Origin of the sequence: Tahibacter amnicola, from assembly GCF_025398735.1 — a bacterium.
In the GTDB taxonomy this organism is placed as follows: domain Bacteria; phylum Pseudomonadota; class Gammaproteobacteria; order Xanthomonadales; family Rhodanobacteraceae; genus Tahibacter; species Tahibacter amnicola.
In genome coordinates, this window is sequence record NZ_CP104694.1 from 3688489 (window position 1) to 3706111 (window position 17623).

The following is a 17623-nucleotide window of genomic DNA, read 5'->3' on the forward strand; positions in this document are numbered from 1 at the left end:
ACTCGGCCAATCCCCCGCATGGCGGGTCTTTCAACACGGAGCGGTGAATGCAGAATCTGGCCACACTCATTGAGGGCTGGGCCGATCACGCCGGGCGCGCAGCCATTGTCTGCGACGGCGTGACGCTCGACTATGCTCAGTTGCACGCGAAGATCTGTCACTGGCGGAAAGAACTCCAGGTGACGGGCATCGCCCCGGGCGCATGCATTGCGCTACGGGGGAAGGTCTCGGGAGATATGATCGGGCTGCTGTTCGCACTGGTCGAAAACGCGAACATCGTGGTGCCTTTCCTTTCCGCCAGCGATTTTGAAGTCGAAGACGCGCTGGCGACGGCCTGTGTCGATGGCGTTTTCGAGTTTTCCAATGACGGAGGCGGTCGGTACACACACTGCGGCTATGGCCGGAGTCACCCGCTGCTCGATGGCCTGCGCCGCGAACCCAAGGAAGCCGGGCTGATCCTGTTCACTTCCGGTTCGACCGGCAAGAACAAGGCCTCGGTACATCGCTTCTCACGCCTGATCGGGCATGTCTTGCAGAAGCCCGGGGCCGCCTACCGCACCCTGATTTTCCTGATGTTCGACCACATCGGTGGCGTCAACACCCTGCTGCATGTGCTGTTCAACGGCGGCACCGCCGTTTTTGTCGCGGATCGTTCAGTCGCCGCAGTGTGTCATGCAATCCAGTCGCAACGCGTTCAGTTACTGCCGACAACGCCGACCTTCCTCAACATGCTCCTCATTTCGGATCGGCGGAAGGGCTATGACCTGTCGTCGCTGGAGCTGATCACCTACGGCACCGAGCCGATGTCGCTGGCGACGCTCAAGGCATTGAACCAGGCCCTGCCTGGTGTGCGCTGCAAACAGACTTATGGCCTCACCGAGGTCGGCATATTGCCGACGCGTTCGGAAGACGCGAGCTCGACGTGGATGAAGGTCGGTGGCCAGCACCACGAGACCCGAATCGTCGACGGGATCCTCTGGATCCGGACTGACGCTGCGATGATCGGCTATCTCAATGCGCCATCTCCCTTTGATCAGGACGGATGGCTCAACACCGGCGACAAGGTCGAGGAGCGCGACGGGTACCTGCGCATCCTCGGACGCGAGTCGGAGATCATCAATGTCGGCGGTGAGAAGGTCTATCCGAGCGAGATCGAGAACCTGATCCTCCAAGTGGAGAACATCAGTGACGTCGTTGTCAGTGGCAAGACAAGCGCACTGACCGGTCACCTGGTTTTCGCGACGGTACAACTGATCGTGCCAGAGCCGACGGCACAGGTGGAGCGGCGCGTGCGCGCACATTGCCGGGAGCATCTGCCGCCGTTCAAGGTGCCAGTCGGGGTAGCGGTCAGCGAAGACCCGATGTTTGGCGCACGCTTCAAGAAGATCCGTCGCCCGGCGCGCCCAGCGCAGAACGTTGTCATCAATGCCGAAAGGGAGCTGGCCAGTGCGGACTGACAAGCGAGTGGTCATCATCAGCGGCGGAAGCCGCGGTCTGGGGCAGGCATTGGTGCAAGACCGACTCGACGCGGGCGACATCGTTGCCACGTTCAGCCGTTCCAGCAACAGCTTTATCGACCAGCTGCGTAGCGCAGATCCCGAGGGCGCGCGGTTCCATTGGGAGGCGATCGACGGTACCGACCTCGATGGCGTCAGGACCTTCGGCATGAACGTCTTGCGCCGCTACAAGCGGATTGATGCCTTGATAAACAATGCCGGCGTCGGCCTGGAAGGCCTGCTGACGATGACGTCGGAGCGTGACATTCATCTGGCGCTGACCCTGAATCTGGAGTCGGCGATCGTGCTGGCGCGTACGTGCCTCAAGGGCATGCTCGCGGAGCGCCGCGGAAGCATCATCAACATCTCTTCGGTCAACGCCCTGCGCGGCCACAAGGGCCTGGCCGTCTACAGCGCGACCAAGGCGGCACTGCTGGGACTCACGCGCAGCCTCGCAAGCGAAGTCGGGCCACAGGGGATCACCGTCAATGCGATCGCCCCCGGGTTTTTCGAAAGCGAGATGGTCGGTCACCTGACCGATGCTCAGCGTGCCCGCATCATTCGCCGAACACCGATGCGTGCGATGTGCACCACTCAGGACATCGTAGACACCGCCCGCTTCCTGCTGTCAACGCGCGCCATCACCGGCCAGACCCTGGCGGTCGATGGCGGCTTCTCGTGCTAACGACCAGTCCTGTCGCTGGTCCTCCTGTTCAACCCGAGTTGAGGAACACCATGAGCGAACACAAGAAGATCATCTACGACATCCTCCGCCGCGTTGCCGAGGACGAGGGTGTACAACTTGGCACCATCAGCGATTCCAGCGCACTGATCGACAACCTCGGATTCCGCTCGCTGCAGATCGCCCGCATCCTGGCGATGCTGGAAATCGAGTTTTCCTTTGACCCTTTCGCCAGCGGCGAGGTACCGATAACCAGCCTGCGCACGGTCGATGACCTTTGTGCCGCCTACGAGCGCTGATAAAGTCGCATTCTTGGAAGTAGACAATTTCGTGCCCGCCATATTGCATGGTTGGCTACGTGGTATCCATGGCAACAGGTTGCGGAATGGAAAAGCATCGCAGCGACATTGCAATCATTGGAATGGCCGGGAGATTTCCCGGCTCGACCTCGACGCATGACTTCTGGGCAAATCTGTGCGCCGGCCGCTCCGGTATCACGGCACTTTCTGCCGAAGACCTGTTGGCCCATGGGGTATCGGCCAAGACACTGGCCGATCCGAATTATGTGAAGGTGGCGCCGCTGCTCGCCGATCACGACTGCTTCGACGCGGAGTTTTTCATGGTTCCGCCGCGCGATGCGGAAATCATGGATCCCCAGCATCGGTTGTTGCTCGAATGCGCGTGGTCGGCGCTGGAGGATGCTGGCTATGCGCCCGACACCCACCCTGGCCGGGTCGGTGTATTTGCCGGCTCCGGTGGCGTCGTTTCCAGCCATCTGCTGTCGTGCACGGAACACTACGCCGATGTGGTCGGCAAGACCGGAGGCAGTTGGCATCTCGGCAATGACAAGGATTTCGTTCCGACGCGCTTGTCCTACAAACTGAATCTTCGCGGCCCGAGCGTCGCGGTGCAGACCGCATGCTCGACCTCGCTGGTTGCAGTGCACATGGCCTGCCAGAGCATCCGTACCGGCGAGTGTGAAATGGCCTTGGCCGGTGCGGTCAGCGTGCGCACGCCGCACGTGGCGGGTTATCTGTACGAGAGCGGCAACATCTTTTCCGCTGACGGGCAGGTCCGGGCCTTCGATGCGGGCGCGCGAGGTGTTGTATTCGGCAGCGGTGTCGGCGTGGTCCTGCTCAAGTCCCTGCAGCAGGCGCTGGCCGACGGCGATTGCATTCATGCCGTGATCAAGGGATCGGCCATCAACAACGACGGTGGCCAGAAAATGAGCTTCATGGCCACCAAGGTCGATGGTCAGCTCGATTGCATGCGTGCCGCGCTGGACAGCGCCGGCGTGTCTGCCGACAGCATCGGCTATGTCGAGGCGCATGGCACGGGTACGGCGATGGGCGACCCGATCGAGATCCTTGCGCTGAGCCGGTTGTTTCGCAGCCAGACCGAGCGCCGCCAGTTCTGCGCGATCGGATCGGTCAAGAACAACATCGGCCATCTGGATATCGCAGCCGGCATGGCGAGTCTGATGAAGGTCGCGATGGCGCTGAAATTCCAGCGCATTCCTCCGTGCGTCAACTACACCACACCCAATCCCAAGATCGATTTCGAGAACAGCCCGTTCCACGTCAACACCGCTTCGATCGAATGGCCGCAAGCCGACACGCCGCGACGTGCCGCGATTAACTGTCTCGGCATCGGCGGCACCAATGCCTTCATGGTGCTGGAAGAACCGCCGCAGCGGCCGTTGCCGCCGCGCGTGGCGGCAGTGCCGCGCATCGTGGTGTTGTCGGCAAAGACCGAGGCCGCGCTTTGGCGCAAGGTCGCCGATCTGGTCGCCTGGCTCGAAGCCGGCCGGGGCGAACACCTGGACGATATCGCCTTTACGCTTGCCACGGGTCGCAGTCTGTTTGCGAATCGCTGCGTGCTGGTGGTGAGCGATGTCGGTGACCTGATTGCCAAGCTCGGGCGCCTGAACCGGCATCGGCGCGCGCCGGATTGCTTTGTGGGCATCGACCTTGATCATTCCGGCAATGCGATGCCGGGGCTCGACGAGTTCGCGAGCTTTCTCGTGCAGCAGGTTCTCGGTGGTTTGCCGGCGGAAGAAGTGCACGGCAAGCTGCTCGCGCTGGCGGACCTGTACTGCCGCGGGGCGAAGCTGTCGCTTGACGCGCTGTATGCGGGATCAGGCGCGCGGCGTATTGCCCTGCCGACATATCCCTTCGAGAAAAGACGCTTCGCGATACCGGAGCGGCCCGCGGGCACCCGACCAGAACCCGTCGCAGCGGCGAAACCGTCGATCTTGCATCCCTTGCTGCACGCCAACGTGTCCGATGTTTCGGGTCTGATCTTCGCCTCGGAATTCAACGGTGAGGAATTCTTCCTGCACGACCATGTCGTGCTCGAACAACGCGTGCTTCCCGGCGTGGCCTATGTCGAAATGGTGCGCGCCGCCGCGGCGCTGGCTCTGCCGGGCGACCGCACGCGAACGCTTGAATTCAAGGATCACGCCTGGATTCAACCGGTGGTCGTCGACGATGCGTTCGCGCTGACGGTAGTGCTGCACGACTACGGCGAAGACGAGGAGGGCGGACACTGGCTTGAATACGACATCCTTTCCGAAAGTGGTGGCGAAACACCCCACGCCCGCGGAACGGTTCGCTGCAGTGCGAAGGCCATCGACGTCGAGCCGGTGGATATCGCGATGGTCGGCAAAGCCATCGAAGGCGTGAACTGCGATCGCAATGCACTGTACGCGCGATTCGAGGCGCTGGGCTTGCGTTATGGACGGACGATGCAGGGCATCACCGAGCTGCGCAGCGACGGCGACGAGGTGATCGCGCGCCTGCGGTTGCCGGGCGCGTCGGACCCGCGCTTCGGCCTGCATCCGGCGATAATGGATGCGGCGATGCAGTGCACGGTCTGCCTGCTCGCGGGCGTGGACGGCGAGGGCGGCACTGCGGTAATGCCGTTCGCCTTCGACGATCTGATCGTCTACGGTGGCACCACTGACGAAATGTGGGCCTGGGTTCGCCGCGCTCCGGGCGCGCCCGTCGCGGGCATGCCGTCGCTGGATATTGATCTGTTCGACAACCAGGGCCTGCCGCGGGTGCGCATCCGCGGCCTGGTCTCGCGCACGGTCGCATCTGCGCCGAACGTTGCGTTGACGCGCGCCGTCGCGGCAGCGCCGGCGTTCGCCAGGGCGGGCGCGACCCCGGCGACCAGTTCCGCCCTGCACGCGTTGGTCCCGATCTGGAATCCGGTCCGCTTCGGACGCGACACCGTGACGCCGGCGCCGGGAGAACGCCACCTGCTGCTCGGCGGAGACGAGGCGCTGTTCGCCTGGTTGCGTGCGGCTCCGATTGAACTGCAGCATCAGCCGATCTGTGCCGGCGACTCGGTCGAACAGATCGAGCGCCTGCTATCTGCTCGCCAGTTCGACCATCTGCTGTGGTTCGCCCCCGACGTAGACGTCGGCGACGATGGCGCGATCGTCCCCAGCCAGGAGGCGGGCGTACTTTCGTTGTTCCGCATCTTCAAGGCCCTGGGCCGGTTGGACTGGTTCGAGCGCGAACTCACGTTCACGGTCGTCACCCGTCGCGCGCTGCAGGTCTTCGACGACGAACGGGTGTCGCCGCATCATGCCGGCGTGCACGGAATGATCGGCAGCGTCGCCAAGGAGCTGCCGCTGTGGCGCTTCCGTCTGCTCGACATTGAATCTACCGGCAGTCTCGATCCCCGCGAAATTCTCGCCTTGCCCTGGGACGAGCGGGGCAGGGGCCTGGCGTTCCGCTGCGACGAATGGTTCCGCCAGGAATTCGCCGATGTCGGCCAGCAGTCGTTCCCGCACGCGGCCTACCGCCACAAGGGCGTCTATGTCGTGATTGGCGGCGCCGGCGGGCTAGGCGAGGTATGGACGCGGCACATGGTCGCGAACTATGACGCACAGGTGGTCTGGGTGGGCCGTAGACCACTGGATGCCGCCATCGAAGCCAAGCTCGATGCGATCGCGGCCATGGGCAGACGACCGCACTATTTCTCCGCGGACGCCACCGACGCGGCGGCGCTGACGACAGCCGTCGCGACCATCCGCGAGCGCTTCCCGCGGATCGACGGCGTGGTCCATTCGGCGTTGGTCCTGCAAGATCAGACCGTGCGTGCGATGGACGAGGCCGTGTTTCGCCAGAGTCTCGCGGCCAAGGTCGACGTCTGCGTGAACATTGAGCGCGCCTTCGCCGGTCAGGACCTCGATTTCGTGCTGTTCTTCTCGTCGGTAGCGTCATTCCACCGCGATGCCGGCCAGTCGAACTACTGCGCCGGCTGCACGTTCAAGGACAGCTTCGCGCAGGCCATGCGCGCACGTCATCCGTACCCGGTCAAGGTCGTCAACTGGGCCTATTGGGGCAGCGTCGGTGTCGTCACTGACGCGTTCTATCGCAAACGCATGGAAAGCCTGGGAATCGGATCGATCGAGCCGGACGAAGGCATGCAGGCGCTGGAAGCCTTCGTCGCCTCCGGCATGGATCAGTTGGCGCTGATCAAGGTGATCTCCCAACGCGCGCTCGACGACCTGTGGGTGTCGGAGGAGGTCCGCTATTACGCGGATCGCCACACAGCGAGCGGGCATGGCGGCGAAACGGCGGTCGCATCGTGAACCGAACGCACACAAACGCGCTGGACGTGGAATCGCCTTCCCGGTACGCCACGTCCGCGTTCGACGCCAGCCAGCTACTCGCCGTTGCCGAGGGCTCGCGTTTCAGCCTCCTGGAAGACAGGGAATCGCCGTATGCGGTCGAGGACGAATTCGAACACGTGCCAGGCTGCCCCACGCCGCTGCAAACGCGATCAATGAAGACGGTGGCGATTTCCCTGCTGGCCCTCGGGGTGGCCTTCGGTGCCTGTGCGCAGTCGCCAGAGCCCGTGGCTGATCAGGGCAGCGATTTCCTCGAGGGCGTCGTTATCGATCCACCTACGGAGACGTCGCCGGCAGCACCGGCCGCGAGCAGTGACACGGCCCCCGCGGCATCGCTGCCGGGGCAGGGCACCGACGCAACCGCCGACCTTGATGACCTCGAAATCGATATCGATTCGAACGTGGACCACGACGGGAACGCTATTCCGGACGCGCCGGCACCGCGCGCCGATGGCGAGCGCACGGCGGATGGCCCGGTGGCCCTGGGTCAGGAGCCCGATGGACCGGCACCGGCAACGGAAGACGGCGTGCTCTCCGCCTGGCTGGATCCTCTGCGCGTCAGTCTGAAGCACGAAACATCGTACAAGTTCGCCTCGCCGAAGCGGGTGGTGAACAACCGGTCGTCTGTCCGAGTGGAATATTCCAAACCGTTGACCAGCAATCTGTACCTGCGCCTGGATACGAAGCTCAATCTGCACCAGAGCAACGATCACCGCGCCAAGGCAAAGGACGAGGATCTTTTTCGCGAACTGGTCACGCGCGAAGCCTACCTGCAGAACAGCTTCGGCAATACCAGTTTCCGGATCGGCTACCAGATCCTGCCGTGGGGCGTTTCGGAGGGCGGCGCGATCACCGACGAAGTGAGTCCCCGCAACAGCGCGGAGTTCTTCTTCATCCCGCTGGAGGAGTCCCGGGTCGGCCAGCCGATGCTCGTCACGGACCACTTCGGCGACGCCGGCCAGTGGACCGCGTTTTTCGTGCCGAAGCCCGGCTACAACAAGTATCCGGATCGCGGGTCCGAGTACGACATTCCCGGTGCCTTCGACAAGAACGCGCCGGACGATGACTGGGACAACGCCGGCACTTACGAATTCGGAGCGCGGTGGAAGCGCTCGTTCGGCAAGAACGACATCAGCCTGATGGCGGCGCGGCTGATAGACAACGATTACCTGGTGCGCCAGCAGCGATTCCGCATGTACGGACTCACCGCCAATGTCGCGATCGACAACCTGCTGCTGCGCGCGGAAGTGGCGCTGAAGCAGCCACGCGCGTACTTCGCGCGTCCGGCTGGCGCCAGCGACGTGTCGATCGTCGAGAGCGACCAGTTCGACTCGAGCTTCGGCTTCGACTATTCACCGGGTGGCCGGGCACTTACCTACAGCGCCGAAGTCGTCTTGAGCCGTCTGCTCGACTGGCGCAACGACATCGTGGGACGCGAGCGGGATGAATACTCGTTGGTGGGGTCGGTGAGAAACCGCTTCTTCAACGACGACCTGACCCTGAGCTGGCTCACCATCTATTCCAAGCCGTACACGCGCTTCCAGCACAGGTTTCTCAGTTCCTACCTGATCGACGACCACTCCACGGTCTATTTCGAATTGTTCTTTCCCCAGGAACGGGATGAACGCAGCGGAACCTGGCCGTATCGCGACCAGAAGCAGTTCGTCATTCGATATCAATATCAATTCTAGTGGCCGCGAGATGGATAACGCCATGCAGATGTCCGTTGAAGACGTGTCGAGAAGAATCCTCTCGAAAGAGATGTACAAGCAGGATGCCATGCGCCTGTTCCAGTCACTGGACAAGGAGTCGCAGCGGCAGGTGCTCGCGATCGTCCGGCGTGCGGGCGGTAACCCGCCGGTGCACGACGGCAAGGGTGCGGCGCGGCCCCTGGCGGTGCTCGACCAGCGCCACCTCACCGACGAGCATCGCGCCTGGATCGCCGCTCTGGCCGAGAAGTACGAGCGCTTCGTGCCGAAGTCCAAGGCCAATGCCCTGGAAAACGCGATCCATTTCGTCGACCAGCGTCGCGCCTTCCACCCGGCCAAGGAGCTGAAGAAGCTCCACTTCCCGATCACCTGCACCAAGGCCGAAGGCGCCTACATCCACGACGTCGACGGCAACAGGTACATCGACATCTCTGGTGGCAGGGGCGCGAACCTGTTCGGGCACCGCGCCCCGTTCCTGGTCGATGCGCTCAAGCACAGCCTGGACCAGGGCGCCCCGCTGGCGGGCTGTTCCGACAAGATCTTCCGGGCCTGCTCGATGTTCTGTGAGGTGACGGGCCACGAACGCGCACTGTTCACGCACTCGGGCACGGAGGCGGTGATCTTCGCTATACGCATCGCACGCGCGGCGACCGGGCGCAGGTCGATCGTTCTTTTCGGCGACAGCCATCAAGGTCTCCCGGATACCGCAGCGGACATCCTGCAGGACTTCGCCGACCAGATCATCGTGCTGGAGTATGGCGACATGGCGTCGCTTGACACGATCGAGCAGTGCGCCGGCGAGATCGCCACCGTGTTGGTGGAGCCGGTGCAATCCCGTCATCCGTACAAGAAGCCCGTGGAATTCCTCAAGGCACTTCGCCAGTTGACGATCGAGAAGGACATCGCGCTGATCGTCGACGAGACGATCACCGGTTTTCGCGTCGGTCCACGGGGTGCACAGGGGTTGTTCGGCATCCAGGCGGATATGGCGACGTACGGCAAGATCCCCGGCGGCGGGCTGCCGTCCGGAGCCGTTGCCGGCGTCGCGAAATACATGGACCTCGTCGACGACGGCAGCTGGCGGTTCGACGACGACAGCCTGCCGAAGTCCAAGCGCGCCGACATGGCCGGCAGCCATTCGCAGAACTCGCTGGAGATCGCCGCGATTCTGGCCGTCCTGGAAGAAATCAAGAAGCGCTGCGGCGACGGGATTCCGTCGTACGACTTCCAGCGCGATCTCGAGGAGAAGACATCGCGGCTGGCCGACGTGCTGAACACGTTCTTTGGCAAAGAGCGCCTACCGGTGTTCATCGACACATTCGGTTCGTTGTTCCGTTTCCGCTTTCTCGACAGCGACTGGAGCGTGACGGAAGCGCTGTTCTTCATCCTGCTGCGCATGGAATGCGTGGAGACCACTATCCAGGGCAACTGCTTCCTGACCACGGCCCACACCGACGAGGACATCGACGCGGTGATCGCCGGCGTGAAGGCGAGCCTGTCGACCCTCAAGCACAGCGGATTCTTCCGCGAAGCCGACGAGAAGCCGAGGCTGGACGCGACAGCGCTGCCTGAATCCACTGCGCTCGCGCCGCCGCAGCCCGGCAACGCCTCGCCAAGCAACGAAATGGAGCGCCTCAGGGCGCTGCTCGCCGCCGACCTCACGTTGGCAGAAGAATCCGGGAGTGTGAGATGAGCGCTGTCGCGGAACCGACACTGCTGGACACGATCGTGAGAACGGTCGCGTCCACCCTGAAAATCCCGGTCGAACGGCTGGATGTCGACGCTGACTTCGATTCGTTCGGCATGGACTCGATCATCGCGATCGAACTGATGACGAACCTGAGCAAAACGCTCAAGGCGTCGGTCACGCCGGCGCAGCTGACGGCGGTGAACTCGATCAGAGAGCTGGCCGGCATCATCGACGGGGCGACGCGCGAGACGCTGTCCGCGCCGGCGCTGAAGACACAGCCGACCGCCGCCATGCCGACCGCCGTGACCACGCTGTCAGCTGCGCCGGTCGTGGGGGGCGCAGCAGCCCCACGCCGCCGTCCGGAAGTGCGGCGGCAACCGGCCGGAAGCCTCGGGCGCATGCTGGCTTTCGTCCGCGGCGAATACGGACTGGACCTGCGCGGCGAGCGCTTCACATCCAAGCAGTCGCTGATCGATCATCTGCTGGAGCACCACGCCGACGCACTCTCGCACTATTACGGTCTGTCCAGCGACGAGCGCAGCGCCGAGGCGCCCGAAGTGCAGGCGGTCGCGCTGCCAACCGGTAACCCGGGGATCGCGGTCGTCGGCATGGCCTGCGCGTTCGCGGACGCCAAGACCCCGGAAGCACTGTGGCATAACCTGATCGAACAGCGCTCGCTGATCGCGCCGCTGAAGCGAAACCGCTGGGGCGCTACCGACGCAAATGCTGCGCCACGCTGGGGCGCGCTGATCGATGAGGTCGATCGGTTCGACGCCCCCTTCTTCGGCCTCAGCGAAGCCGAAGCCCGGCTGTGCGACCCGCAGGAACGCCTGGTGATGCAGGCGGTCTACCACGCGCTGCAGCACGCCGGCCTGCGCGCGGACAAGCTGCGCGGTACGCGCACGGGACTCTTCCTCGGTTATGCGTACGCCGAGTACGAGCACCACCTGCGTCGCAATCTGCCCCACGTCCCCAACGCTCCGCCGCTCAGCTCGTCCAGCCCGATCTACTACCTCGCCAATCGCATCTCGTTCCTGTACGACTTCAAGGGACCGAGCGAAGTGGTCAACGCCAGTTGCGCCTCGTCCGCGCTGGCGATCCACCGCGCCTGTCAATCGTTGGCGCAGGGCGAGTGCGACGTGGCGATCTGCGGCGGCGTGTCGCTCAATCTCTTCGAAGGCGACTACGCGGCGATCGCGCGCTACGGATTGCTATCGCCCGACGGCAGCTGTGGCGTGTTCGACGACGCCGCGAACGGCTTCACCCGCAGCGAAGGCCTCGGCCTGCTGGTACTCACGCGGCTGGACGATGCCGAGCGCGACAACCGTCGCATCTTTGCCAAGGTCGTCGCCAGCCACCAGAACAACCGCGGCCGTGCCAGCTTCATCTCCGAGATCAAGCACGAAGCCATCACCCAGCTGATCGCCGAGTGCTACGAAAAGCACACCATCGCGCCGAACTCGGTCCATTACATCGAAGTCCACGGGTATGCCACGAAGTGGGGCGATTCCTTCGAGTTCGAAGGCATCAAGAACGCATTCGGTGCGCCGGCCACCGGCCAGAAACATTGTGCGCTCGGCAGCATCAAGGGCTACATCGGCCATACCGAGCCGGCCAGCGGCGTAGCCAGCGCGATGAAGGTCGCGCTGTCGCTGTACCACAAGCAGTTCCCCGCGACGATCACCAAGAAGACACTCAACACCTTCATCGACATCGAATCCAGTGCGCATCCGCTGTACATCGCCGACCGTGCGCTGCCGTTCGACACGCTGCGCCACGGCGACGAACCGATCCGTGCGGGCGTCAATTCCTTCTCCGACAGCGGTGTGAACGTGCACCTGCTGTTCGAGGAGTACCGCACCGACCATCGCGTCACGCGCACGGAGCACAGCGGTCGGCAGCTATTCGTCTTCTCGGGACGTACGCGCGAATCCCTGCAGGAATCACTGGCCCTTGCGCGCGAATCCCTGCAGGAATCCCTCGCTTTCTACTCCAGTCACATGGGCAAGCAGGAGCCCGCGCCGGCACTGGAAGACCTGGCCTACACCCTGCAGCTGGCGACCGTGCCGATGGAGCATCGTCTCGCGATCATAGCCGCCAGCCACAAGGAGCTGCTCGAGGCCTTGGCGCGTGCAGGGAAACTTCTGGATAGCAACAAGCCGGCGGACGGCAATGGTCCGATCTTCATCGGTGGCCCGCAGGAGCGCGACAACGCGCGTGTCTTCGACGTGATCAAGTCGCAGATCGGCGAGGACAAGCTGCTCGACAACCTGCGCAAAGGCATGCTCAAGGATATCGCGCTGCTGTGGGTTGGCGGCATCGACATGCCCTGGGACCGCCATTGGCGCGACGTGGTCATGACTCGCCGCCGCAGCGCGCAGGCGTTGCCCCAGGTGGTCGACATTCCCCCGTACCCGTTCGCCAAGAACCGCTACTGGCTGGATTTCGACGACACGAATACGCTGCACGTGGAAATTCCCACCGTAGCAAGACCCCGGAACACAACGAGCGACTCCGGCGCCAGTAGTGCGCCCGAGGTCGTGCGCGAGTGGCGCTTCGTCGATGCGCTCGCTGACGGTGAAAAGGCGGAAACGCTCGATGCAGAGGACAAGATCATTCGCTTCCTCGCGCAGGAAACCGCCGGATTGCTACGCATGCCGCGCGCAGAGGTGGATACCCGCCTGAGCTTTCACGAGCTCGGTTTCGATTCGGTCGGAATGGCCTCGTTGATCCAGAAAGTGATCAGCCTGCTCGGAGAGAACCTCTCCCCGAAGGTCGTGTTCGACTTCCCGGGCATCGAGCTGCTCGGCCGCCATCTGGCCGAAACCTATCGGACCAGGATCGATAGTATCCACGTCCTCGGCAAGGCCGCCGCGTCCACCCCTGTTACGCGCGCGAAGCCGCAGCAGACGCCTGCGCCGAAAACTGATCTCGAATCGTGGTTCGTGAGCCGGGACTCGGTTGCCGATGACCTTCTGGTGAAGATGCAGACCAATGCCTCGGGAACGCCGGTCTTTGCCGTGCCGGGTGCCGACGGCAGCGTCCTCTCACTGCAGACCTTGAGCCGTGCGATGGCCGGCGTCCGTCCCATGTTCGGGTTGGAAGGCGTCGGGCTGGACGGCAAGCGTGAACCGCCCGATTCCATACAGGCGATGGCCGAAGCCAACGTCGCCGCTCTTGCGGGCTTGCGGGACTGCCGCGCGTTGAGCCTGCTCGGCTATTCCAATGGCGCGGTCGTCGCTTTCGAGATGGCGCACCAGTTGCTGAAGAAGAACATCTCGGTCGAGCGTCTGGTGCTGGTAGATGGCCGTTGCCCGGCATCCACCAGCCGCGTTCTCACGGATGAAATTGCCAAGGTCTTCGGCAATCTGATCACGGCGTTCCGCGGCGAGTGTCCGCTGGATCCCGACGAATTCCGCACCGTCCCCGAAGACCAGCGCGCTGGCTATCTCTTCGCACTCATCCGGCGCAACAGTATCTGGATGTCCGAAAGTCACTTCATGCTCGCTTATCGGCTTTCGGTCGCCAGCGAGAACGCCTGCCGCAGCTATCGTCCGAAGAAGCTGCCGAAATCCGTCGAGACGGTGGTCGTCCGTGCGACACGAAACAACGGCGACCTTCCGCCCTCATTGGGGTGGAACAAGTTCCTGGCCAAGCCTGCCGTGTGCATCGATGTCGACGCGGATCATTTGTCCGTCGTCGGCGCGGAGGGCAGTGCGGTGATCGCGAGGATCTTCCAATGAACCGCCGGCCTCTCGTGACCGGCGGCACGGGCCGGGCCCGAAACGCTTTGCCGCGTCGAATCCAACACCAGCCTGCCTTTGCACGGGCGTCGAGCCTGCGCAAGGTAATCATCATGACCAATAGGAAGTGCACTCATGTCCGCTAGAGAGCGAATCGTAGGTCGGTTGTCCAAGCACTTCGAAAACCTTCCGGACGCGTTGCGCAAGAGACGCCTGCTGGTCGGCATTGTCTTCCTGGGCTTGCTTGCCGCGAGCGTTTTCGGCATCGGCAAGCTGCACATGGACATGACCATCGAGGGCTGGTTCCACAAGGAAGACCCGACGCTGGTCGCGTTCAATCGCTACCACGCGCAGTTCGGCAGCGAGGACGGGGTCTACATCGTCTACAAGCCAAAGGACGGGGACGTGTTCTCGCCGGCTTCGCTGGAGGCCGTTCGCGGTATCCAGAACGAGCTGATCAACTTCCGCGCAAAGCTCAAGGAGGGCGAGCAATCCGCGCTCGAACACATCGTCAAGGTCGACACCCTGGTGAATGCTTCGGTGCTGACGGTCGACGGTGACCTGCTGGCTTCCAGGCCACTTGTCGGTGACACGGGACCCACCTCGCCCCAGGCAATCGCCGAGATCAAGGCGATCGCAGAAGCGGAGAAGCGGCTGCCGCTGCAGTTCTTCTCGCGCGATCACAAGTACGGCGGCATTCATATTGAAACCGATTTCGGCGCTGTCCCGGTCGACGCGGAGGCGGTGACGGGGGAAACGACGCTGGCTCTGGATCAGACCGCCTCGTCGGACGAGGAAAAGCCGGTCCAGTTCAAGCCCACCGACCAGGGTGACTACCTGAAGCTGTTCGCGGAGATCAAGAAGATCCTCGAGAAGCCCGAGTACGCAAAGCAGTTCGACTACTACGCGGTGGGAAACACCGCTGCCGCCGAACACAACGTGAAGATGACCGAAGAGATGGGCATGCTTTACATGGCTGCGTTCGGAATCATCATGGCGTTGCTGTGGTTTCTGTTCCGTTCCGCCTCGGCCGTTGTGTGGTCGATGCTGATCGTCATCTTGAGCACCGTTTTCACGCTGGGCGTCACCGGCCTGCTCGGACTCACCGTCACCGGCTTTCTGATCCTCAGCATTCTGCTGATCCTCACCGTCGGTGTCGCCGATTCGGTGCACGCGCTGACCGGCTACACCCGCCTGCGCAAATCCGGCATCGACCATAAGAATGCGCTGCGCCATGCGTACAAGTTCGCTGGCGTGGCACTGCTCCTGACCGGCTTCACCAACATGACGGGCACGATGGCGCTGAATATCACGCCGGTCGTTCCGATCCAGAGCTTCGCGATCATGTCGACCCTCGGCATCCTGTTCGCCTTGCTGCTGACCTTCTATTTGCTGCCGCTGCTGATCGACATCTGGCCGACGGTGTCGAAGAAGAAGACGGTCGTCGCGACGCCAGAGAAGAAGCGGTTCCTGGACGTGCTGCCGCGCCTGACTTCGGCCCTGGACAAGGTCGTCCCATTCGTGCAGAGGCGTCCGGTCGCGTTCATCACTCCCTTCGCCCTGGTGCTGGCGGTCTCCCTCTACGGCGCGACCCAGGTGAAGATCGACTCGCAGATCCTGGACCAGTACCCAAAGGACTCGACCTTCACGCAGAGCGTCAAGGTTGCCGACGAGCACATGATGGGCGCCTACGCCATGGTGCTGTACCTCGATTTCAAGGAGGACTTCGCCCTGCAGGATCCGGACGTGCTGAAGGCGATGGACGAGCTGCAGAAGAATTTCGAGACCAAATACAAGAAGTACGTGGTGATGACCAACTCCATCGCCTATGTGGCGAAGGACGCCAACCGGAAACTCAACGGCAACGCTCCGGAGCACGAGCGGATCCCGGACACGCGCGAAACGCTGTCGCAGACCCTGTTCCTGTTCAACAATGCAAACCCGAGCGAGCGTCAGCGCCTGGTCGACGACAGCTACCGCAAGGCCAACATCAAGGTCGCGCTGCACAGCTACGGGTCGTACGAGTACCACGAGGTCTTCACACAGATGCGCGCCGACATCGACACGATGATGGCCAAACTGAAGACGAAGTACCCGCAGGCCACGGTATCCATCACCGGCATCTTCGCGCTGGCGATGCAGGCATCCCAGTACCTCACCCAGAACCAGGTCATCACGTTCGGCATTGCCCTGGTAGCGGTGAGCGTGATCCTGCTGCTGGTGTTCGGCTCGTTCAAGGTCGGAATGATCGCCTTGATCCCCAACCTGATCCCAGCGCTGCTGACCCTGGGGCTGCTAGGGATCACCGGCGTTCCGCTTGATTTCTTCACGATGATGCTCGCGCCCATCATCATCGGTATTTCGATCGACGACACCGTGCATTTCATTTCGAACTACCAGCTGCAGCTCGCCCAGGACGGCGATGTCAACGCGGCGCTGCAGCGGACCATGGCCGAAACCGGTCCGGGCGTGGTGTTCACCGCGCTGATCCTGGGCCTGGGCTTCGGCATCATGGCGATCGCTTCCGCGGCGGGCACCTCCAACATGGGCAAGTTCGGCGCGCTCGCCATTTTCGTGGGCCTGCTCAATGACTTGTTCCTGCTGCCGGCCTTGCTGCTGAAGTTCAAGCCGAAGTTCAAGGAGCAGCCGGGGTCTGCGCACGGCCCCATCCCTGCCGCAGGCTCGGCTGCTGAAGGTCAAGCCGCCGTTGAAGGGGGAGTCGCTGGATGAAAACCGTCTGCCATAGTTTCCTCGCGGCGCTGTTCCTGGCCACCCCGGCGATATCCCTCGCGCAGGATGCGCGCGAGATCATGATCAAGGTGGACGACGCAACGCATCACAGCTATTCGTCGTCGGTCCGCCGGGTCAAGTTCTCGACCTGCCGCTACGACGTCAGCGGCGGAAAGCTGTCCTGCGCCGAGAAGCCGCGCATCGTGATCTTCGAGTCGTTCGGCAAGAGCCATCGGCCCGAGGGGCAGCGCGACAACGATCGCAAGTCGCTTGACGTCATCATCCAGCCGATCAATGACAAGGACACGGCGATGCTGTCCTGGGGATACGCCGAAGACGACAAGGCGTCGGACTTCTGGGTCTATCTGCCTGTGTTGAGCAAGGTAAAGCGCATCGTGTCCGTTGCCGACAGCGGCGAGAGCGGGGCCGTGTTCGGCTCGGAAGTGACGGCCGAGGACGCGGAAGTCAAGAAGGTGAGGGACTACACGTACAAGCTGCTGGGTGAGGACACCTTTCGCGACCGCCCGGTCTGGAAGATCGAGTTGACCCCGACGGCCAGCCGCAGCAAGCGTTCCTTCTATGGCCGCATCGTCTCCTACGTCGACAAGGAACGCTTCATCGTGCTGAAAGAGGATCTCTACGATCGTAGCGGCAGGCATTACAAGCAGTTCTCGGTGCTGGAGGTGAAGCAGATCGGTAACGTCTGGCTGGCCACGAATGCCGCGATGAACAACCTCACCAAGCGCCGGATCACCACGTGGGAGCAGTCCGACATCGTGCTCAACGTCGACATCGACGAAGAGTTCCTCAGCCAGCGCTCGCTGACCGACTTCGCCTATCGCGAACGTCAGATGCAGCTCTCCCGCAAGCACTTGAACCAAGCGAAGGACGGCACGCCGCAGGCACCGCCGACGCCATGACCACGTCC

At 63.0% G+C, this 17623-nt stretch carries 9 protein-coding genes; all 9 read left to right on the forward strand.

What is annotated here, in order from left to right; genetic code table 11:
- Positions 1-47 precede the first annotated feature (47 nt).
- The 9 genes from N4264_RS14680 (at position 48) to N4264_RS14720 (ending at position 17615) form a co-directional block, all read left to right on the forward strand.
- A complete protein-coding gene (locus N4264_RS14680; protein WP_261692991.1) occupies positions 48-1457 on the forward strand; it encodes a class I adenylate-forming enzyme family protein in 1410 nt (469 codons plus the stop codon).
- Positions 1447-2181 carry an SDR family NAD(P)-dependent oxidoreductase gene (locus N4264_RS14685; RefSeq protein WP_261692992.1) on the forward strand — a complete coding sequence of 245 codons (735 nt, stop codon included), beginning with the start codon at positions 1447-1449 and terminating at the stop codon, positions 2179-2181. Before N4264_RS14680 ends, N4264_RS14685 begins: the two co-directional genes overlap by 11 nt.
- Before the next feature lie 50 nt (positions 2182-2231).
- A complete protein-coding gene (locus tag N4264_RS14690; RefSeq protein ID WP_261692993.1) occupies positions 2232-2477 on the forward strand; it encodes a hypothetical protein in 246 nt (81 codons plus the stop codon).
- Positions 2478-2563: 86 nt separating this feature from the next.
- Positions 2564-6784 (forward strand): type I polyketide synthase, encoded by a 4221-nt coding sequence (locus N4264_RS14695; protein WP_261692994.1) that lies wholly within the window; start codon positions 2564-2566, stop codon positions 6782-6784.
- On the forward strand, positions 6781-8514 hold the full coding sequence (locus N4264_RS14700; protein ID WP_261692995.1) for a hypothetical protein: 1734 nt from the start codon (positions 6781-6783) through the stop codon (positions 8512-8514). The genes N4264_RS14695 and N4264_RS14700 overlap by 4 nt, the downstream gene beginning before the upstream one ends.
- Before the next feature lie 22 nt (positions 8515-8536).
- Positions 8537-10225 carry an aminotransferase class III-fold pyridoxal phosphate-dependent enzyme gene (locus N4264_RS14705; protein ID WP_261692996.1) on the forward strand — a complete coding sequence of 563 codons (1689 nt, stop codon included), beginning with the start codon at positions 8537-8539 and terminating at the stop codon, positions 10223-10225.
- On the forward strand, positions 10222-13965 hold the full coding sequence (locus tag N4264_RS14710) for a beta-ketoacyl synthase N-terminal-like domain-containing protein (RefSeq protein WP_261692997.1): 3744 nt from the start codon (positions 10222-10224) through the stop codon (positions 13963-13965). Before N4264_RS14705 ends, N4264_RS14710 begins: the two co-directional genes overlap by 4 nt.
- 135 nt (positions 13966-14100) lie before the next feature.
- Entirely contained in the window at positions 14101-16695 is a 2595-nt protein-coding gene (locus N4264_RS14715; protein ID WP_261692998.1) for an efflux RND transporter permease subunit, read from the forward strand.
- Positions 16692-17615 carry an outer membrane lipoprotein-sorting protein gene (locus tag N4264_RS14720; protein ID WP_261692999.1) on the forward strand — a complete coding sequence of 308 codons (924 nt, stop codon included), beginning with the start codon at positions 16692-16694 and terminating at the stop codon, positions 17613-17615. Before N4264_RS14715 ends, N4264_RS14720 begins: the two co-directional genes overlap by 4 nt.
- Positions 17616-17623: the final 8 nt, after the last annotated feature.